Here is a 23,256-nt window from a genome sequence, read left to right as displayed (position 1 = left end):
TTTTCTCCTTCGGCATACGCTTCAAAAGCGATGTCTCCGTTTTCTTCCGGCTGAAGCTTTACATGAAGCGTCACTCCTTCAGAAAGCGCCGTCACCGGACGGAGCCAAACGATCTGTTTGAGCCGGACACCCGCTTTCCCGTCCGGCAAGTCTTCAGCGGCAAGCGTAACGGCGGCCCGGGCCATTTCTAAAGCAGCCGCGCCCGGAAGCACCGGTTTTCCATTGACGATATGATCGGCAAAAAACGGTTCACGCCCTGAAAAAACAGAAGTAAAGCGCTGGGCGGTAAAGGTCGATGTATTCGCATGGAGCAGCGGGTGAAGCTTTTCACGTTCAGCTGAGTTCCGGCTTTCAAGCTCTCTCTGAAGACAATCGGACGCCCAATACGTCTGCCTGGCAAACGGGTAGCCCGGCAGATTGCCGATTCGCGGCAAAGGTCCGCCATAAAGCATGTCCCCTTCGATTTCATAACCTTGACAATAAAAATCTGCCAGCACGCATAACAGCTCCTGATATTTTCTATGGTCAGAATATGAGGCGCTGCACTTGCCGAGCACTTCTATTATGTGCTCCTGAATATGCTGACGGCCTGCAAAGTGCTGCGGTACTTTTCCCGAAAACGCATAAGGGTGATGTTCATTAAGCTTTGCCTGCTTCCATACATACACTGCGTCATCAGCATCTTGAACCACGATGGCGGCGCGATGGTTAAAGTGATGCCGTCCTTTTAGCAACGTATAGCTGAGCTGGGCTAGATCATTTTCTTTCAGTTCGCCATTTTCCGCCCAAGTGATCATATCTTCGATTTTTTCCTGAAGGGCATCCTTTGTTTTTGCAGACAAAGTCAGTAAATATGCAGGGGCATCCCGATGAGGTGAAACGCTGCGCTTATAGCTTTCCATAACGACATGGGCGTTTGTTCCGCTCATCCCGAATGCGCTGACTGCCCCCATTCGGTTTTTATCCGGCAGAGAAGGCCACGGTTTACCCGTTTTATTCACATAAAAAGGACTCTTCTCCCAGTTGATATAGCGGTTTTCCCCGCTACAATGCAGACTGGCGGGAATCATTTCACGGGAGAACGCCTGTAAAAGACTGATCAAACTGACAATGCCTGACGCGGCAAACGTGTGGCCGATATTGGTTTTAATTGATGTGAGCGCGCAAAATGCTTCTTTGTTTGTATAGGCAGAAAATGCGTCATAAAGCGCGTTAATTTCCACCGGATCACCGAGTTTTGTCCCTGTGCCGTGTGTGACGATATATTCGATATCTTCAGGGTTGATACGGCCCCGGTCATAAACGGAAGTAAGCAGCCGGGTCTGCGCGACGCCGCTCGGAGCGGTAATTCCGTTTGTTTTCCCGTCATAATTGATGCCGCTCGCCCGAATCACCCCGTAAATCGGATCACCATCCGCTTCCGCCTCTCTCAGCGGCTTAAGAACAACCGCCGCGGCCGCTTCGCCCGGAACCATGCCGTCAGCCCTTTTATCAAACGCGAAGCATTTCCCGTTTTCCGACAGCATTCCGGCTTTATCTATCGTTTCAAAAAAGTCCGGGGTATTCATGATATTCACCCCGGCCGCAACAGCTGTTGTGCACTCTTTATTCTGCAGGCTTAATACCGCCTGATGGACAGAAACGAGCCCCGAAGAACATGCAGTATTTATCGCCATCACAGGACCTGATAAATTCAAGTGATAAGCCAGCCGCGCTGCCAAAATACCGTTATGATGAGACGTGACATTGCCTTTGTCCCGTGTTAAAAGGTGATAATCTCCTTCTTCCGCCCCCGCAAACATACCGATCGTCTGCCGCCTGATGTGACTGGCGCCGTAGCCGGCGTCCTCAAGGGCCCTCCACGCTTCCTGAAGAAGCAGCCGCTGTTTCGGATCCATCGTTTCAGCTTCCCTCGGCGATATTTCAAAAAATAAAGGGTCGAATTCGTCCGCCCCCGGTACAGCGCCGAGTTTCCATTTTGAACTTGTGAAGCCTTTTTTTGCGACCGGTGCGACAACGTCCTTTTCCTGAAACAGAATGTCCCACAGCTCGTCCGCCGTGCGTGCCTGAGGAAATCGGCCGCTCATGCCGATAATGGCAATGGAATCAGCTGCCTGACTGCCCTCGGTTCCGGCGTTCAGCTTATTTCTTCCCCTCTGCTTCTTCCGCTTTTCCGTTCCTGCCTTTTCAAAGACAGATTGATCTGTGGATTCAGGTTTCTTTTCTTCATAGACATGCTCCATGACGGACTTGTGTTCCGTCAGAAAATAGCGGACGACCTTCTCCAGTGTGGAATGTCCGAAAAACAGGGCTGGTGTCACTTCAATTCCGTAATGAGCGGACAAAGAAGAGGCGAATTCCGCCAAACTGATAGAATCAAAGCCGAAATCAGCCAGATTGTCAGCGTCCGTCAGTCTGTTCTTGTCTATTTTCAAAAGCCCCGCCGCCAGTTCCTTCACATCCCAGCTTACGCATTCTTCCAGTGTAAAGCCTTTCATTTCACTCCGCCTTCCTGAAAACGGGACGTTCCTGTGTACAGAACCCGAAATCGGCCGTTCGCCTTGATCTATCTGCAGGAAGCGTTTGGCCCTCGACGGAAAGCCGGCCAGGACGAGATACTGGCTGGACGGCTGGACTAACAATGTTTCAAAGGCTTCGAGTCCTTCCTCTGTGTATAAATAACGCTGTCCGCTTGATTTTAAATACATATCGGTGCTTTCCGCCGTGCCGACATGCATCCCCCCTTCTTTCCAAAGCGGCCAATTGATGGCAAGTGACTTGCCGCTTCTGAGTCCGAGGCTCACAAGTTTATCCCGATGACGGACAAAAGCCATTTGGAAGCGGTTCCCCATTGCGTAGTCACAAGAACCGAAGTCTCCTAAAATCGCTGAAGAAGAAGAGAAACAACAGAAGAAGTCAAGCGGCTCCCGTGACAGAACCTGATCTAACACCGCGGTGCCGTCCGCTTTTGGCGATAAGACTTGCTGAAAGGTTTGCAGATCTTTCTCCAGAATGCTTTCAGTACCTTGAAGACCTGCAGCGTGAATGACACCGTGAATCGGCCCGCATCCTTTCTCTTTCGCTTCTTGCAAACCTTTCTCCATCTGAGCCTGATCTGCGGCATCCGCCTGCACGTAAAACACCTTGGCGCCTGACTCTTCCAATCTCTTGATCTTGTTCAGCACCGGGCTGCCTGCCGCTGATCTCCCCGTCAAAATGAGCGTAACCGGTCCTTTTTCAGCAAAATATCCGGCGAATAACAAGCCTAATCCCCCGCATCCGCCGGTAATCAAGTACGTTTTTCCGCTTTTTATCACACGCTGCTCAACAGGGGCAATATCCGTCTGCTTCATTTCCATGACGTGACGGCTTTCCCCGCTGTACATGACACTGCGGAATGACTCGCTGTGAAGCTCTTCACATACGTTATAGATCAGCTTTTCAAACGGTCCTTTTTGTCCAAAATAAACCGCGGCCGTATCCGTCTCCGGCAGGATCAGTTTCAGAGACCGTTCCAGCCCGATCCATGACTCGGCGTAACTGATATCGGTATCGATCCCGCACTGAGCGGAAAGAAGGATTCGCCTCGGTTTAGAACGCAAAGAAGCAGCTGCGCGGATCACATGATAGAGAATAGAATAGTCTTTCACGGCCTTTTCATCTTCAAGCGGCCATCCATATAAAACGGCATCCGCTTTGCCAGCAGCCGTTTCAATATGCCGAAACGTTTCTTGATATGCTTGTCCGTCAGTGATTTTAATTTGATAATGCGTGTTTGAAAGCTTTTGAGTTTCCTCACCCTGTGAAATAAAAAACACGCCGGTTCCCGGATAAAGAGATTGTAAAGACCGATAAGCATGCTTTCTGGCAGCTTCTCCCGTAAGAAAACAGATGATCGTTTTCAGCTCTTCATGAATGGATTTCACCAGAGGCTGCTGAGTCCACATTTCTTCAAATATCATCATCTCGGATTGTTCCTCTTGCCCGTGATCCTGCTGAGACGGCTGTCTCATTCTCACCCCTTTGATTTCTGCGCAGATAATGCCGGTTTCATCACAAAATTGAATGTCACAGCCGGTTTGATTCTTTTTATTAATATACATCCACATGCCCGATGAACACGGACGCATGACGCGCAGTTCTTCAACTGCTTCAGGCACGATATGGACTGACGGCTCCGTTTTTGCCAGGACATGAAAAGCTGCGTCCAAAAATTCCGGCGGTATATGATATCCCGGATTACGGCCGCCGCTTTCATCTATAAGAGCAAGCTTCGCCCAAACCGCATTTTCTCCCGCATAAAGCTTTTCAACGGTGCGGAACTCCTTACTGATGGTTACACCTGATGTGCCTGGTGTTTCATAATCGAATGACAGCGGGCGGCAGTCTTTTTGTAAGGAGACAATATCAAGCACGCGGGATGGCTGTATGTTCCCTTGTCCGACGATTCCATAATGATGCAGCTTCTCTGCGTCACTGTATATTTCATAATGGATGCCTTCCCCGTCTTCAGACAAAAGGGAGAGATTGACGCCCGCACCGTGATGTCCGCCGGTAATCGGGTCAGTCCATGCCGCCGTTCGGATCCATATCTCTTTTTCTTCAGAGCTGTCTGCCGCATGATGATAAGCCGCTAGCGCCATTTCTAGATAAACGGCAGCCGACAGAACCCGCTCCCCTCTCACATCCTGGAAAACGTGTTCCCGGCCTGTAAAAGATGTATGATAGCTTTGCTCCGCCAAGGTTGACGTATTTTCATGCAGGAAAGGATGCACATATTCAGTTGTTCCGGTTTTTGGTTCTTCCCGCTTCATCCAGTAGCTTTCTTTTGCAAATGGATAAGACGGCAGACTGATACGATGCGGCAGCGCGCCTTTATATAAAGATGCCCAATCAACGGGCGCCCCGTGAACCCAGGCACTCAAAAGACTGTCAAATTGACGTTTTTCCATCCAATCACTGACTGTGTCTTCCGTCTCTGTGACAGAACTATCACTCCGGCCTGTAAACACCCCGCTTACGGAACCAGCATTATTCAGAAAAGCAGTCAGCTTCTGTTCCAATTCAGAAACAGAGTCCGCTGTCATCGCCAGCCGTTCTTCCATCGGGACTCTGCCGACTTGAAGGGTAAATGCCGCGTCAAGCAGATTCGCATCTGTAATTGTTCCGTTTCCGGCGGCATCCGACAGCAACAGAGCCCGCTCGCGCAAGCGGTCTTTATCTTTTGCCGATAAAACAAAAAGCGCCGGACGGCCGGAGTCTGCCGAAGTTATTTCGGCCGGTTCATACTCTTCTATCAGCAGGTGGGCATTCGCTCCGCCCGCTCCGAAAGAAGATGTACCCGCGATTCTCGGATATTCCCGTGTTACTCCTTCAGATTCTATGACCGGCCGTCTCCATTCTGCCGTTTCCTGCTGCACGATAAAAGGAGAAGTTTCAAAATCAATTTCCGGGTTCAGCTGCTTTGAGTGCAGCGACGGCACCAAATATCCGTGTTTCATCTGAAGAAGAATTTTAGTGACCGCAGCAATGCCCGCCGCACTTTCCAGATGTCCGATATTGGATTTAACAGAACCGATGGAACAAAATTGCGCTGCATCCGTATAGCGGCGGAAAGCCTTGGTTAACCCTGCGATTTCAATCGGATCTCCCAAGGAAGTGCCGGTGCCGTGGGCTTCCAGATAGCTGATTGCTCTCGGGTCAATCCCTGCCCGCTCCATCGCGTCTGCGATCACTTCCCCTTGTGCATTAGGATTCGGAACGGTGAACCCGTTCGTTTTGCCGCCGGCGTTCAGAGCGCTTCCATTAATGACACCGTATATATGATCATGATCTGCAACAGCCTTATTCAACGGCTTTAACACGATACAGCCGACGCCCTCTCCGTCAACAAACCCGTCAGCCTTATCACCGAACGCTTTGCACGCGTTTGACGGTGACAGCATTCTCATAGAAGAAAGCCCGATATAATGAACCGGATCTGTAATCAGATTTACGCCGCCGGCAATCGCACATTCAGATGCACCTGTTTTGATGCTTTCTGCGGCGAGATGAATGGCGGTTAAGGATGAGGAGCATGCGGTATCGACCGCGATGCTCGGACCGTGAAAATCAAACACATAGGATACGCGGTTCGGGATAAAGTGGTAGTGGGCCCCTGTCGGATAGTTGCCGTTCATGACACCCGCAAAGACGCCAACCTTTTTACCGGCGCATAGTGAATCAGGGGTATATCCGGCATCCTCAAGGGCCGCATAAGCAGTTTCCAGAAACAGTCTCTCCTGCGGGTCCATGCGCTCCGCTTCTTTCGGGGAGATTTTAAAAAACAGCGGGTCAAATTTATCAATATCTGTTAAAAAGCCGCCCCACTTTGTATACATCCGGCCTTCCTTCCCTTTTGTCTCATCATAGTAGTCCCGCCAATCCCAGCGGTCTTTCGGAATTTCGGTGATTCCGTGTTCACCGGTCTTTAACCGTTCCCAGAACTCATTAACATTTTCAGCTCCGGGATACCTCCCGGCAAGACCGACAATTGCCACTTCAAGGTGTTTTGACGGCGGTTCGGAAGCGGGCGGCGCTTTTTCAGAAAAAGATGCCGCTTGGCGCTTCGTCAATCCGGCGCTTTTTTTGCGGCTTTGCTTTTTCTGTAAAGTGTGCGGCGTCTTTTCGGCTTCTTTATTTGTCTTGAAAATCCCAGCCATATCTTCCTGTCTTGAGCTGACGAGATATTCCGCTAATCCGCCGATTGTCGGATACTCGAAGAACAATGTGCTGCTGATATCAGGGACGTCTTCCCGCACGCGGTTGGTCAGCTGTACGATTAAGATGGAATCGATTCCGTATTCTTCAAGGGGCGTATGGGCTTGAACGTCCTCAATCGGCATCTTTAAGATGGAGCTGACGATCTGTTTCAGGTACTCTGTGCTTTTTTCAAGCAAAGAGCCGGATGATACCGCTTCAGTATGACGGACTTCTTCAGAAAATTGCGCATGCAGTTCGCGCTCCTTTGTTTCAGTCAAGTATGCGGCAAGCTCTTCTATCGTCCGGTATTCAAAAAACAGCGTGCTGCTGATATCAGGGACGAGATCCCGCAGCTCATTCGTCAGCTGAACGATCAGAATAGAGTCAATGCCGTATTCATCCAGAGGAGCCAGCGGATTTATCTCTTTTGCCGGCATTTTTAATACTTTTGCCGCAGCCCCTATCAGAAAAGCAGCTGTCTTTTCCGCAAGCCCCTCTCCCGCTTGTTTGATGGGGAGCTGACGATCAGAGGATGGTTGCGGTACGTTTGATTGGCGCTTTTGCGCGGTGTAAGCTTCCCTGCTCTGCCTGATGACTCCGTTGCTTTTCGCCGTGATAATCTGCTGGGTGTGCAGGCGTTCGTTTTCAGCCGGAAATTGAATGGAATGAAAGCCTTCAGCCATTAAAACGGATTTCCATGTTTCCGGATAAAGACCGGGGCACCCCGGAATCCGCAACGCCTCGTCTTCGTACAGCCACCAGCCCTCTAATAAGCCGAATGTAACATGTGTAAACGGCGTATGCCCGCCCAGTTCATTAACGAGCAGCAAACCGTCCTTTTTCAATACGGCTTTTGCCGTCCGTAAGGTTTTCCGGATATTTTTGGTGGCATGCAGCACGTTTGCGGCAATAGCGATATCGTAGGTTCTCAGATGTAATCCCTGGCCCGCCGCAGGCTTCTCCACATTAAACAGCTGATACGTCAAATACGGATTGTCCGCGCCGTATTCCTTTTCGGCATGCATTAAAAAAGCTTTTGACAAGTCGGTATAACAGTATTCCTGAATATAGTTTTGATAGGGGCGGAGCTTTTTAAACAGTGTGCTGCTCGTTCCGCCGGTGCCCGCTCCGATCTCCAGCAGACGGATGTTTGCATCAGGATTGTTTTTAATTACATTTTCCACATACATACACGCTTCATTTGCCAGCACATCGTTGTAATAATCAGCGAGAATGTTATGCTTATAGATTCCTTCAACAAGCTCCATTGAAGAATCGGGAAACATCAAGTCAGTGGCTTTTATTTTGCCTGTTAAAATGTCAGGCAAAGCTTGAATGACGGTATCCGTCAGCAGAGCCTGCGCTTTCATATCCGGATCTTTCAGCCATTCGTTTTTCTTCTTATGCCACTCTTCCCAAACCGCGGCCGTTTCACCGCTTTTAAGATCGCTGTCTAAAAGACGGATGCTTTCTTCCAGCCAGCGCTCATATAAAGGCAGACAGGAAGCCGCAGGCGCTTCGCCGGTCAGCCCCATTGAACGCAGCGTCACCCGCAGCACTTGCAGCAAAAGCCGATTCAATTCTTTCATTTGATTGCTTATTTCTGTTCTTAAGGATAACTGTGTACGGTCTTTTTGTTTGTCTCCCTTACCCAAAACCTTATCCTCCTAAGAAAATTAAATTTGCTCCGTCATTTTGACAGGCAATCAGATAGTCACAAATTCATGAGGGTTCATTCCCTCGATCGGAATCGGCTTGGTCAGCTTCATCAGCCCCATACGGGAGATCGGCTGCGTCAGCAAAGTTTCCAGCGCCTGCATCCCTTCCGCCCGGCTGATCAGCCCGAGACCGATTTGGCTCAGTCTGTCAAACTCTTCAGAAATGTGATTGTCAGCCCGCTCCCAATAACCCCAGTTCATCACTTTGACCCGGCATGACAGCCGTCCGGCAAGCTCATGGGCAAATGCGTCTTTAAATGCACACCCCGCCGCATAATGACTTTGATTCGGATTCTTAATATATGAAATAACCGAAGAGAAAAAGAGAATAAAGTCCAAAGACTCTTTCGCAAATACTTCGGCAATGTTGACGGAAATATCCACTTTCGCTCTAAGGCCGGCGTGAAACTGTGATTCTTCCATATCTTTTACGCTTTCATTCGCAAATACCATCGCTGAATGAACGACGCCGCTGATGGTGCCGTATGTGTTTTTAATCTGTTCATAGGCGCGCTGAAGCGATGGAAGATCAGAAGCATCTGCGGCTATATATTCGGGAGCCGGGCCTGATGGCCGGTACCGGTCTATTTTTTGGCGTATCCGGCTGTCCAGCGGCCGCCTCCCGATCCAGACGACTCGGGCTTTATACATCGTCACCATATAATCTGTCCAAACCTCGCCGATGCCTCCCGCACCGCCGATGATGACATATACGCCTCCATAGCGGTAAGGAACACTTTCAGACGGCTCGCTTTGGACCGGAAGCAATTGAGGCCGGTACCATTCATGATGTCTGCGCACCCATGCTTTACCCGTACGGTCACGGGGCAGGCTGAATATGTCTTCTGCGGGGAAATCCCCCCCGTCTTCAAGATCGACCAGACGGATGTGCCAGCTCGGATGTTCTTTAGCGAGAGACCCGACGAAACCGTGCACACTGGAATGAGCGGGACGCACCTCATCATATTGGGTGATAGGCTGTGCTTGGTGCGTAATCACCGTCATCCCGAGCTGCTCTTTTCCATACCCGAGACCGATAAGAGCTTTGGCCGCTCTGAAAATTTGCAGCACCCCGCTTTTTTGATCATGGATGTAAGAATCAGCCGGCTGAGGGGCAAACCAGATCATATGCTGAATCTCACCGAGACGGCGGAGCAGATCAGATATCGCTTCAACGGAAGCACTTTGGCTGCTGTCAAATCGCACAGCTTTAGGAAACAATCGTAAAACCGCGTCAGCCTGCGCGTCTGTACCGCCTATAATGACAGCTTTTGCCTCAGAAATGGGGAAGCCGGTTTGGTTGTCTATCGGTTCTGCGTCCCATACCTGCATCAGTTTGACGGCTCCGGTAAGATTACCCGGCAGATCGTATTGCTTATTATCGGTTACGGGCGGCGCACTTTCGGCCATTCGGGCAGAAAATCCTTTTATCCTTACACACACATTGCCGCGTTCATCACATATATCAATGTCCATTCTTCGCACAGCCGGTGTTTCATGCGTCACAAACACGGCCGCCCACATGTTTGGATTGCACGGATGAAAAACGGTCAGTTCATGCAATTCAAAAGGCATTAACGGCTGCTCCGGATAACCCGCTTGATCTTCATTCATAACGCCGATGGCCGCCTGAAAAGCGGAATCAATCAGACTAGGATGGAGCACAAACTGTTCGGCCTCATCAGAAACGGAAGCAGGGAGCACCAATTTAGCCAAGGCTTCTTTTTCCCCGCAATAAATGTGATCAATTCCTTGATGTGAAGGTCCGTATACAATTTCCGCCTTTGTAAACGCCGCATAACAGTCTTCTTTTGACAGCACTTTTTTGCGGCATCGCGCTTTCAGCTGTTCAATATGCAAGACCGGCGCCTCAGACAGCGGCTCAATCACAGCACTGCCTTCACAATAAATGTCTGAATCGTTTTCATTGCTGTACACCTGAAATGAAATATTGCCGTTATTCTCCAAGGACAGCCCTGTCGTCATTCGCAGCGGCTCTTTTTTATGAACGGCCTGGCGTATCCAGCTGATATACCGCAGCGAAATGCCGGTTTTAGCCGTGTATTCAGCGGCTAACGGCGCGGCAGCCAGTCCAGCCGCAGCTCTCGCCATTTCAAGATAAACCGCCCCGGGGAGAACACGCTTGTTTCGGACGATATGATCGGCTAAGAAGAATTCATCTCCGTTCAGTACCGTGCTGAATTTTTGTTCTAACAAATCTGATGTATTGCGGTGAAGCAGCGGGTGAAGCCTGCTTTCTGTATTTATGGAAGTAACGGGATGATCGGGCTCCGGTATCCAATATTGTTCCTTTGCAAACGGATACGTCGGCAGACTCATCCTGCGCGGTTTCTCCTCCTGATACAGCCGCGTCCAGTCTATCTCAAATCCTTTTGACCACAACTCCGCAAGTTTTTTGTAAGTGCCGCTGTCCATCCATTTTCGGATCAGCTCCTCCGTATCCTGCTCATCATTCAGGAAACCCCTGATTTCCGTTCCGCTATCAGACCGCCCTTGAAAGCAGCCGTCAATCTGCCGTTTTCGTTCTGTAAATTCGGTTAATTTCCGGATCAGGTCCGCTTGATCGTTCACTAAAAAAACAAGCCGTTCTTCCATTGCCAGCCGTCCCGTTTGCAGCGTATACGCCAGTGACCGCAGGGAAAAAGGTTCATCAGGCTGCTTATCTAAGCCGGACTGACCGAAAAGACCGGAAAGAATATTCTTATGTTTCTCAACTTTTGTCAGACATTCTGCTAAAGTCCGGACGGAAGTATGCTGTATGAGATCAGTCATGTCTATTTCCAGCCCGTATTGATCCGTCATCAGCTCAGAAACCTGTGTCAGCTGCATGACATCCAAGCCGAATTCCTTCCAATCCTGTTCACCATCTACCGAGCCGGCCGCTACATGCAGAACTTCCGCCAGAACACCTCTCAACGCATTTTCCAGCTGATTTTGCATTGTATCTATTTTGTCATGAAGCGGACCGCTTCCTTCAAGCGCTTTATCTTTGAGAAATATCAGCAGGCGGGCAGCGTATTCCTGCAGCCGCTCCGGATTTTTCGCTGATAGAGGCACGATATACGGTCTCTCTTGATTCTCCGTAATGCCGGGGTTTTTAGGCCTGTACTCTTCTAAAATGAGATGAACGTTTGAACCCGTCGCCCCGAATGAACTGATGCCTGCGCGTCTCGGACAGGAATGTTCACTGCCCTTCTCTGTATACGCCGGCTTTTTCCATGACTCGGTTTTTTGCTGCACGTAAAATGGCGAGTCCTCTAAACGAAGATACGGATTAATCGTCTCTGAGTGTAAAGAAGGAACAAGCGTTTTGTGAAACAGCTGCAAAATCGTTTTATGAAGCCCGCTGATCCCGGCGGCTGATTCCGCATGTCCGATATTCGATTTAACGGAACCGATCGCACAAAATTGCCGATCCTCCGTAAACGTGCGGTAAGCTTTAACAAGACCTTGTATTTCAATCGGATCTCCTAAAGAAGTTCCGGTTCCATGCGCTTCCACATAAGAAATCGTCCGGGGATCAATCCCCGTTTTTTCAAAACATTCAGCTATCATATCCCCCTGCGCCACGGGGCTCGGCACGGTAATCCCACTGACGGTTCCCACGTGATTGACGGCGCTGCCTTTTATCACCGCATAAATATGATCCTTATCTTCTTCGGCTTTGTGAAGCGGCTTCAGCAGCACGGCCCCGATGCCGTCAGCTGAGACATAGCCTGTGCCGCCTTCGCCGAACGTGCGGCACAGCCCATCACTCGAATGCATATCCATCAAGCCGTATGTGATATATTTTGTCGGGTGCAATGATAAATTGACGCCCCCGGCAAGAGCTGCTTCACATTCACCGCGTCTCAGACTTTCCGCCGCCATATGGACGGCCGTCAGAGATGACGAACACACCGTGTCAACCGCCATGCTCGGCCCGTGAAAATTGCAAAAATATGAAACCCGGTTTGCGATCGGCGCATAGTTCAAGGGATAAGGAAAGACCAGCCCTTTGGCCGCAGCTTCAGCGCCGACGAGAGAATAATCCATATGCATCACCCCGGCAAACACACCGACGTTCATTCTCTTATTCGGCCCTTTCGGCTGAACGATTGTTTCCGGCGTGTAGCCCGCATCCTCAATCGTTTCCCAGCATGTTTCTAAAAACAATCGTTCTTGCGGATCTTTAGCTTCTGCCTCCCGCGGAGAAATCCGGAAAAATTTCGCATCAAAACAATCCGGATCATCTATAAAACCGCCCCATTTGGAAATCGGCTTGCCGGACGGCGATCGCAAATGCTCATATTTCTTCGTATCCCAGCGGGAACGAGGCACTTCCGTTACGCTGTTTTTTCCATTTTTTAAATTTTCCCAGAATTCACGAAGATTTTTGGCGCCGGGGTACCGTCCCGCCATCCCGACGATGGCAATATCTCCATTCTGCGTTCCCGCTGACGCCGATTTTTTCACGCGGATTTGGGTCGTCCTCTTTTTTTCCCGGTGCAAAGGTTCAGCATTTGAATGTCCGCTTTGAGCATGGCCGAAACCGGCTCCGTAATGTTCGCACAAATACCCCGCCAATTCCGTGATTGTCGTGTATTCAAATAACAGCGTCGGCAGAAGCTGCGTTCCGATTTTTCGTTCAATTTCCTTTACCATGTCCAACAGCCCCGGAGAATCCAGCCCCATTTCATAGTAGCCGATATCCGGGTCAATCTCTTTCACAGGTTTGTTCAATCGGGCGGCAAGCAATTCTTTTAAATAAACGATGCACTGTTCAGTAAGGCCGGCGGAAGTCTCCGAAGAGCGGGGCTCGGAAGCCGCCGGTTCCGCTTGCGAAGCCGGGACGGCATTCCTCCCGTCAGGTTCTTTCTTTTGCCGTTTCTGGTTGATCAGTTCCGGGTCCCTCACCAGTTTATTGGCGAAGTTTTTCAGTTCGCCGACTTTTCTGCCTTCCTCATTGAAAAACTCCATTGTCACGTAAACGAGATCTTTCTTACGGGTGACAGATTCTTTTTTTATCTTGGTGATACATGTCGTCTGCAGCAATTCGGCGCAATAAAACGATTCATAAAACAGCGGCAGAAATAATTGCCCCTCCCCCCTCGTCAAAGGAGCGAGATATACATTGGAGCCGATGCTGCTCGCATCGATCAATGCGGGATGAAACATCGCCTCTTCTGCATGTTCCAGCTGATCCTTTTGCACCGACAGATCAATATAAATCTCTTTTTCAGTTTGGTAGACGCTTCCGCAGCCTTTCATCATTCCTGAATGAACCAGTTCTTGATCCCTGCATTCCGCGTAAATGTCCTCAATCGGTATTTCTGCCGCCGTTTGTTTTACGGCATCCATCCGGACGCTCTCTTGGAAGCCGGCGGGCTTGACGGAATGCATGTGCGCCGCGGCATATACCTTTGTCTCTGCTGCTTCGTCACCTTGTTTTTGCCCTTTCACCTCCACCTTCCACTGCCCTTCGCCGCTCACTGTACAATCAACGGAAAGCAGGATTGATTCTCCCTGTTCAGGAGCTAAAGGGTGAAAAATCGATAAGTGCCTGAGTTCAAGACCGGCATGAAAAAAACCGTTTTCTCTGAAAGTCTGATAGATCAGGTCAATATAAGCCAGACCCGGCAGCAGTTCCTTTCCATAGGCTTTATGATGTTTCAGAACGGGATGCTGATTGTTAATAAGAAGCTGCTCTCGCATATGAACTTCCTCCATATCGACGTTCAATTTTCAGCGCAATCAGTAAGTCTTTATTTGTTTCCAAAACGTATTCGGGTGGGACTTATGTGCGTTTTCATGCAGGTTTTCGGCTTTGTCCGGACGAATGGGCCGGCGTTTTAATTCCTGTCTCGGCAAAGGCTTTCTAACCGGGGTATACGCCTTTTGCTCCCAAGCTTCCACTATGACATGGGCATTCGTCCCTCCGTCAGCGAAGCTGCTGACGGCGGCAATCCGCGGTGAATCCGTCCATTCACGCAGAGCGTGCGAAAAATAAAACGGCGAGGCGGACAAATCGTAATGCGTCATCGGCTCTTTGCCCGAAAGGAAAGGCACACGCATTCGGCGCGAGAGCATAAGCACTGTTTTAATGAATCCGGCAATCCCTTCAGCGCATAACGGGTGTCCGATATTCGGCTTCATCGACCCCAATTCGCAAGGCGCGCTGTTTTGCATACGGTACACCGCTTCAATCGCCCTCAGTTCCAAAAGGTCTGTTACTTCAGAGCCTGAACCGTTTGCTTCAATGTAGCAGATATCCTCCGCTTTTCTGCCGCTTTTGGCAAGCGCCTTGGCCATCACTTCTTTTTGCGCCTGTATATTCGGTGTGGCAGGCCCCGCGGTTCTGCCGTCATTGTTTACGGAAATGCCTTTAATGACCGCATGAATCCGGTCCCCGTCTTTTACAGCCTGGGCCGCTGTTTTTAAATACACCATTCCGACGCCTTCTCCCAATACGATGCCGCCGGTGCGGCGGTCAAAAATATGAAACGCAGGCTCTTCGCTTAACAGATTGCGAAGTTCGAACATCCGGTGGGTTTGACCGGATTCCAGCAGACTGACTCCCCCGACCACCGCTGAGTCGATTTCGCCGCAAGAAAGCGCCTGTATCGCCATATTCATACCGACAAGCGCTGAAGAACAGGCCGTATCCAAAACGAGACTCGGTCCCTTCAAATCAAAGAATTGAGAAAGATTGGCCGCTAAGTAATTCGGGCCGGCGGCGACTATCGGATTTTTTGCATGCTTCAGACGGTTTTCGTCAGGCATACTGCCGCCGCGTCCTCCTAAATAAACACCGGATGACCTGCCTTTCATTTCTTGTAAAGAGTAACCGCTGTCTCTGAACAGATGGAGCGCCTCTTCTAATATAAGAAAGGACTGGATATCCATTGCCTTGATGTCTTCTTCGGGAATAAGGAAAAACTCCGGGTCAAAATGCGTTACATTTTTTAAAAGGCCCGCATAATCCGCCTTCTCCGTTTTCCAGCGTTCTTTCGGCACCCTTTGAATGGCCGACGTTCCTTCAGACAGCAGCTTCCAATAAGCTTCAATTGATTCAGCTCCCGGAAAACGGCAGGACATCCCGACAACAGCGATGTCTTGCGCCGCTGGAGCTCCGGAAGGCTGAATGACAGCGGCTGCTGTTTGTTTGGGAATGTACGGGATTACAGGCTGCACCGGTTTTGAAACGGCAGCTTTGATTTCCGGGTATGCTGTTTCAAGCCATCCCGCCAGCGCAGCAACCGTAGGGTATTCATACAGCACCGCCGGGTCAAGGTCAGCTTTGATCCTCTTTCCGATCGCTCTGGACACTTGGGCAAGCATGATGGAATCGGCTCCGTAATCTTGAAAAGGTGTATCAGATTCAAATCTTGACGGCTCCAGTCTTAATTCCCGGCAGCAAATGCCCGTCAGCCATTCCTCAACGCTTTCTGTATCGGCCTGTTCCTGCTGCTTTGTTTCAGTAAGCCCGGATGAAAGCAGCAGACGGTCAGGCTCCCATTTTTCCGGGTGGATGACGGCCGGCATAATAACAGATCCGCAATCGCCTGCCATAATGGCATCAAACAGGCTCAGCCCTTCTCTGTCAGTGATACTCTTTAAACCGCTTTTCTGATAGACTCGGCTTTTTGATTCGCCCATACCCGTTTCTTTCCAGCTTGGCCATTGGATGCTCAGCACCGGAAAACCTTTTGCGGCCGCAAAATAATCCATATAGGCGTTAGCCATGGCATAATCGCTTTGCCCCGCTCCTAATTCCGGCATCACGCCGGACACTGAAGAAAACAGCGCAAAAAACCGGAGAGGCTCCTTGTGCAGCGCTTGATACAAAAGGTCCAGTCCGTCTGTTTTAGGTTCAAGCACGGGCATCATCTGTTCTCTTGTTTTGCGGATAAAGGCGGGATGATCGAGATCTACGGCTCCCGCTGCGTGTATCACGCCTCCTATCGGCCCCATCTTCTCTTTCACCCGGCTGACGGCCTGCTCATATTCAGGGCCGGAAGATACAGACAGCACTTCCGTTCGGACCCCTTTTTGTTCGAGCTCTCTGATTCTTCTCACTTTATCGGAAAACGGGGAATCCCGTTTGATATGGTCATCCCACTCCGCTTTCGGAGGCATTGTTTCTTTTCCGGTAAGCACGAGTTTCGTGACTCCGTAACGTTCGGCAAAATGCCGGGCGAATAAATATCCGAGTCCCCGGGTCCCTCCGGTGATCCAGAGCACATGGTCTTCCGGAAATGAAAATTCTTTTTCAGCTAAGCTGTTTGTTTCCTTTAACCGCGCATGATAGCGCACACCGTTTCGGTAACACACTTCGATGTCTTCAGAATCGCGAAAAAACTCTTCTGCGATCTGGTTTGCCAGCTCAGGATCTTCGGCAGTCCGTTCTGCATCCATATGCCGCGAGCGGATATCCTTATACTCACTTTGGAGCATCCGGTACAATCCGGCCTTTTTTGCACCTGAGAGATTTATCGTTTCATTTGCAAAAGGTTCAAGCCCCTTTGTCACACAAAGCAGCTGAAGCTTTCGGCCGCGGTTTCTGTTGTCAATGAGAGACTGCAGACGATGAATCCAGCCGTCATCATGCTTGATTTCCGTCCCGCATCCGGTCACATCAATCAGACCGCCAAACCGGGCCGCGCCCCCGGATATTTCCGGTGATGCAGCGTCAATGATTTCAGACTCGGGGAAATAACGGGACAGCTCAACGGCCAAATTTCCTGTCTGGTGATCAGCAGCTATTCCGATGACGCCCCGCACTTCCTTAGCCGGAACACGGCTGCTTTCTGCCCAGCTTTTCTGTAAAAAGCGGATTTCACGAAATGTTTCAGCATCACGAACATTGTCCGGCGCTGCATCGTCCGGCCAATAGCGATCCTTTATAAATGGATAACCGGGAAGGCTGATGCGGTGCGGCAGGCTGCCGTTATAAAGCTCTGCCCAATCAATCTTCAGCCCTTTTACCCAAAGTTCCAGAAGCTTCGCGAATTTTTTTCTTTTCATCCATTTACGGACGGCATCCTGCATATCTTCATCCTTAAAAACGGCTAGAATGTCTTTATGCTGTTTGCTTTTTCCCCTGAAGCAGCCGTCTGTCCCGCCGTCAATAAAACGCTGCAGTTTTTCCGCTAACTGCTCTGTCGACGTCACGATAAACGCCGCACGTTCTTCCATCGCTTCTCTTCCGGTTTGAAGGGTGTAAGCCGCATCCCGGAGGCTGCGGTCTGTGACGTCATTTTTTCTGATCGCTTGAAGAAGCTGCTGCGCCCGCTGCTTCAGGCTGGCCTCCTGTTTGGCGGATAATAAAATGACTGCGGGGTCTTCATCTGTGAATGGCTCAGAAATCTCCCTATCAGGTTCAATATATTCTTCTATCAATATGTGGGTATTTGCCCCGCCCGCGCCAAAAGAAGAGATTCCCGCGATTCTCGAAATCTCTTTCTGCGCTCCGTTTTCCTCAATGACCGGCCGTTTCCAGTCTGCCAATTCACGCTGCACCACAAACGGCGTCCGGTCAAATGCAATATTCGGATTCAATTTCCGGCAATGTAAAGAGGGGGCCAGCTTTCGTTTTTGAAACTGGAGCAGCAGTTTCGTTACACCGGCAATGCCTGCCGCGGCTTCCAAATGCCCGATATTGGATTTAACTGAGCTGATGGCGCAAAAGCCTTTATCTGACGTTTTCGTTTGAAATGCACGGGTCAAACCGTCAATTTCGATCGGATCTCCGAGTTCAGTGCCCGTGCCGTGGGCTTCGATACAGCTGATCATCCGCGGATGTATTCCTGATTTTTCAAGCGCGCCGGAAATCACGTCAGCCTGGGCGCTCGGACTCGGCACTGTATACCCGTTTGTTCTGCCGCCGTGATTGATATGAGTGCCGCGAATCACCCCGTAAATATGGTCCTTATCAGCCATCGCTTTTGACAGCGGCTTTAACAGCACGGCCCCGACGCCTTCACCGGGAACAAATCCGTCCCCGCCTTCACCGAAACTTTTGCACGTTCCGTCTTTTGAAAGCATTCGATAGGCGCTGAGCTCCGCATAAGCCGAAGGATGCGTATACACATTCACACCGCCGGCAATCGCCATGTCACATTCGCCGCGAAGGATGTTTTCACACGCTTCATGAATTGCAGTCAGCGAAGACGAGCACATCGTGTCAACCGGCATGCTCGGCCCTTTCAGATTAAGAAAATAGGAAACTCTGTTGGCCGCTGAACTGAACGACGTTTTCGGCTGCAGAGTGCCGCCGTTTTTCCAGTACATTCCGTACCCGTTTTTCGTAATGCCAGCAAAAACGCCGACCCGGCCGTTATACAGATTCTCAAGCTGTTCCTTCGTATAACCGGCATCCTCCAGCACCTGCCAGCACATTTCAATAAAGAGACGCTCCTGCGGGTCCATATTCAAAGCATCACGGGGTGAAATTTGAAAAAACAGCGGATCAAAGAAAGCGGCATCTTTCAGAAACCCGCCCCGCTTACTGTAGCTTTTCCCTGCTTTCACGGCCGCTTCGGGATCAGGGTTGTAGTACTTGTCCTTTTCCCAGCGCTCTTCGGGAATTTCCGTCACACAGTCTTTTCCGGCTGCTAAGTTATCCCAGTACTCTTCAAGTGTTTCAGCTTGCGGATAACATCCGCTGACTCCGATAATCGCAATCCCTTCTTTTGTCTGATTCTCATTGGAAAAAGAAGGCCGTTTCTTTCGCTTGATAAATGACGGAAGCACCGGAAAATCTTCATTTGCCAAAACCTGTTCTGATATGCCTGAACGGTGCTCATCATCATTTGTCCATTTTCGGCATTCTTTTGGATAATCCGTGACAAAGTGAGCTGCCAGGGAGCCCAGTGTCTTATATTCGTAAAAAACCGTTTTGGAAAGGTCACCGAAAAGCAGAGACAATTCGCGGTTCAATTTCGTCACAGTGACTGAGTCGATTCCGTAGGTTTCCAGCGGCTCTTCAGTATCTATGTTGGAAACAGCAATTTTTGCAGTCAGGCCAAAAAGCGTTTTGAGCTGAAGAAGCGTTTGTTCATACAAACGTTCACTGCGGTGTTCGGCATTGGTTTTGCCGGGAGCGCCCGTCTTGATGACAGGCTGCAGCTTCAACCCCGACAGGGAAGCCCATATTTTTCCTTCCTCGTCACATAAATCAATATAAAAGCTCCCCGCCTTCTCTTGTATCTCGGCCCGTACCTTGTCAGGACAAGATTCATAAAACAAAAGCTCGTTCAATGAAACCGGGGCGAGCGTTTTATATTCTTTGCCGCCAAGCAGCGCGCATGCCTCTGTAACACTTTGCATCACACAGGGAGGGAGGCCGAATCGGGAGGATTCTTTTTGGTTTGTCAATGGAATTGATATGTCTGCCAGCATCCGTCCTGCTGAGGCGTAAATACGCTCAATTCCTTTCATGTGCTCATTGTATTGAACGGCATCGTTCTGAGTGATGGCTTCAATTTGCTGCTGATCCATCAGGGAACCGCTGTTTTCCTTCAAGCGGCTGATATCCAGCATGCCAGGCACAGCATCAACTGGCTGAATCGTCCCTTGGCTGTACACATCATGATGACTGGAATCGGCAGAAAATGGATTATAAATCTCAAACCTTTTGGCTTCACCCTCTGCGGGTATCAGCCTGATTTCGATATGGAACGGCTCAGCCTCAGTCAGAATGGGTTTTGACCACACAATATTCGTCAGCCGGACTGCCGCAGTCTCCTTTACTGTCAAAACAGCCGCAGCTCTCGCCATTTCCAAAAGAAGTTCTCCGGGCATAAGCTTTTTATACTGTAAAGAAACATCAGCGAGAAAAAATTCCCGGCCGCTGAAAGCTGCCGAGAATCCCTGTCCCGTTTCATCGGAAATATGCTGCTGAGCAAGCGGATGAAGGGAAGCCGCTTGGCGAAGTCCCATCCGCATATCATAATCGCGCAAAATGCCGATCGCATCCTGTTTTGTCATTTTTTTATTTTTGACGTCAGAAAAAACCCGGTGCAGAAACTCTTTCATATGGTTTCCTCCATTACGCTAATCCCTGTAAAAACCGATCGTGCTTTTTACAGCGGCTTCTATGCTTATTTCGTTTTTCTCCAATTCATCAAGCAGGCGCTCATAAGTCTCAAGCGGAGACGTATCAGTCCCGTAAGTCTCCCGGTGCCTTATATGCTGCGCAATGTGCGGTATCCAGCAATGTGTTTTCGCAAAAGGATAGACGGGCAGGCTGGCTTTTTTTGGCTTTTCGTCCGGATATAATTTATTCCAGTCGACATGTAAACCTTGCACCCATAATTTTGCAAGCATTGTATACTTTCCTGTTTCAATCCATTGATCTACGGTCCCGCTCATTTCTGCGTTGTCCGTCATCTCTGTAAACAGCTGTTTCATCGCTTTGTTCCGGCCTGTAAAGAAATTCTGCCCCGTCTCCTTGCCGCTGAGGAAATCATTCAGCGCGTTCGTAAGCTCTTCTTTTGATTCAGCAATGACGGCAAGGCGCTCTTCCATTTCATCCCGGCCAAGCTGAAGCGTATAAGCGATACCCGCAAGAGCTCCGTCAGCTGAATGTGACTTTTCCAAATATCTGCGCAGCTGTTCCGCACGTTCCTTCAGCTGTTCCGCCCTCTTTGCCGAGAGAATGAATAAGGACGGCTGAAGTTCACCGGCCGTCCATTGTTTCTCTTCAACAGGAGAAACATATTCTTCGAGCACGACATGAGCGTTGACACCGCCAAATCCGAACGAGCTGACACCCGCTCTCCGCGGCAGTTCATTTCCGCTATCATCAGTCGCCGCTTTCCACGGCTGAGTATCGCGGACGAAATAAAACGGGCTGCCGTCGAGGCTGATATACGGATTAACGGTTTCACAATGCAGACTTTTAACGAGCGTTTTGTGCTGCATCTGCAAAATAATTTTTAAAAGACCGGCCATGCCGGCGGCAAGCTCTGTGTGGCCGATATTCGTTTTGACGGAACCGAGGCCGCAATGAGGCTGATCGGGTGCCGTTACTCCGGCTTTCTGATAAAGCGCTGCAAAAGCCGCTTTGAGCCCGTTGATTTCTATCGGATCTCCGAGCGCAGTTCCCGTGCCGTGGGCTTCAATATAACTCACTGTACGGGGGTCGATGTTCGCTTGCTGATAAGCTTTTATCATGACTTCTGTCTGTGCTTTCGGATTTGGCGATGTAAGGGAAGCCGCCCGTCCGCCATGATTTTCCGCCGTTCCGCGAATAACGGCATAAATACGGTCGCCGTCACGTTCCGCATCGGATAATGTTTTCAAAACAATCATGCCGGCACCTTCAGCTCTGACATACCCGTCCGCTTGATCGGAAAATGTTTTGCAGCGCCCGTCTTCACTGAGCATTCCCGCTTTATTAAAGCTGATATGCATATCCGGCGACACAATAGCATTGACGCCTCCTGCAATCGCGATGCTGCAGTCTCCGGCCTGAATTGCCCTGACCGCACGGTGAACAGCGACCAATGAGCTTGAACAGGCGGTTTCAATCGGTTCGCTCGGCCCATGTATATTCAGAAAATAGCTCATGCGGTTCGGACCGATTGACGGAACCGTTCCGGCGGCGGAAGAACCCTCAATCTCTATATGGAACTTTGAAGCTTCCTGAGCGTAACCGCTGTTTGCCGTGCCTGCAAAAATGCCTGTATTTGTACCTGACAGGCTTTTGGCAGAGCAGCCGGCATCTTCAATCGCTTTCCATACATGCATCATTAAAAGTCTTTGCTGAGGATCCATCATTTCGGCTTCATGCGGAGAAATACCGAAAAATAAAGGATCAAATTGAGCAGTTTCATCAATGAAGCCGCCCCACTTTACATTGCTGGCATTTTTATCTTTCTGCGGATCTCCGTAATACTGTCTCCAGTCCCAGCGCTCCGGCGGTATTTCAGAAATGCAGTCCTTTTCTCCGGCTAAATTCTCCCAAAACATTTCCGGATTTTCAGCCATTGGAAATGCACAGCTGATTCCGATTATCGCCACGGGCTCTTCAGGTGCAGCTGCGGTTTTTGTTTTAGGAAGGCGGGACGAAATCGAGAATGGCTCCGTCTTCATTTTTTTACGCACAATCGGTTTCTCCGTTTCTGTTGCTGTTTCTGCCTGTGAGCCGAATGTATCCGGATGTTCCGTCAGCAAGTATTGGGCAAAACTAAAGACTGTCGGGTATTCAAAAAACACGGCCGGTGTCAGTTCAAGCCTATACCTTTTATTTAGTTCATTTGCAAACTGCGTGAATGAAACCGAATCAAAGCCATAATCTCTCATCTCTGATTCAGCATCTATTTCTTCTTCTTTCACCTTCAGAATGCCTGATATCATATGTTTGAGTTCTGCTTGTACTTTATTTGGCAGATGGACGTGCGTCTTCCTTGACACATGAATGCTACGGGACGGTTCCGGCGCTTCAGGCATCAGGTTTTTTCGAATCCGTTTCTCATCGCCCTCTGCCACCATGACCTGGTGTTCTCCGGAGGCAAAAGCGGCATAAAGCGCCTGGATGCCTGATGCCGATCGCATGGCTTTCATTCCGGTCTGTTCATACATCAGCCGTTCGGTCTCTTTGTCCACGCGCATACCGCCTTCTTCCCAAAGCGGCCAGTTGACGGACAGAGTCTGCCCGCTCCGCTTGTTGTCCCGCACGAGACGGTTTCTGCGGGCTGCATAAACATCCATAAATGCGTTGGCTGCCGCATAACCGGCCTGTCCCGGATTTCCCATGCCTCCCGCCAAGGAAGAAAACAGAATGAAAAAG

Annotated in this window: 4 protein-coding genes; all 4 read right to left on the bottom strand. The window is 50.0% G+C overall.

Annotated elements, in window-relative coordinates:
• Nucleotides 1-8,396, bottom strand: an 8,396-nt coding sequence (locus tag ACH32G_RS18625; RefSeq protein WP_448814686.1) for an SDR family NAD(P)-dependent oxidoreductase, incomplete at its 3' end; no start/stop codon positions are given.
• 51 nt (nucleotides 8,397-8,447) lie between these two features.
• Nucleotides 8,448-14,174 carry an SDR family NAD(P)-dependent oxidoreductase gene (locus ACH32G_RS18620; protein ID WP_448814685.1) on the bottom strand — a complete coding sequence of 1,909 codons (5,727 nt, stop codon included), beginning with the start codon at nucleotides 14,172-14,174 and terminating at the stop codon, nucleotides 8,448-8,450.
• 39 nt (nucleotides 14,175-14,213) lie between these two features.
• Nucleotides 14,214-20,498: a beta-ketoacyl synthase N-terminal-like domain-containing protein gene (locus ACH32G_RS18615; protein ID WP_448814684.1), complete on the bottom strand. Its 6,285-nt coding sequence runs from the start codon at nucleotides 20,496-20,498 to the stop codon at nucleotides 14,214-14,216.
• A gap of 18 nt (nucleotides 20,499-20,516) precedes the next feature.
• Nucleotides 20,517-23,256, bottom strand: a 2,740-nt coding sequence (locus ACH32G_RS18610) for a beta-ketoacyl synthase N-terminal-like domain-containing protein (protein WP_448814683.1), incomplete at its 5' end; no start/stop codon positions are given.

Source organism: Bacillus sp. CIS52 (assembly GCF_053545315.1).
This window is presented reverse-complemented; position numbering and strand designations above follow the sequence as displayed.

What these genes read in the sequence shown, in the direction of transcription:
- ACH32G_RS18620 (WP_448814685.1), bottom strand. Translation starts at nt 14,174, where the DNA reads ATGCGAGAGCAGCTTCTTATTAACAATCAGCATCCCGTTCTGAAACAT.
- ACH32G_RS18615 (WP_448814684.1), bottom strand. Translation starts at nt 20,498, where the DNA reads ATGAAAGAGTTTCTGCACCGGGTTTTTTCTGACGTCAAAAATAAAAAA.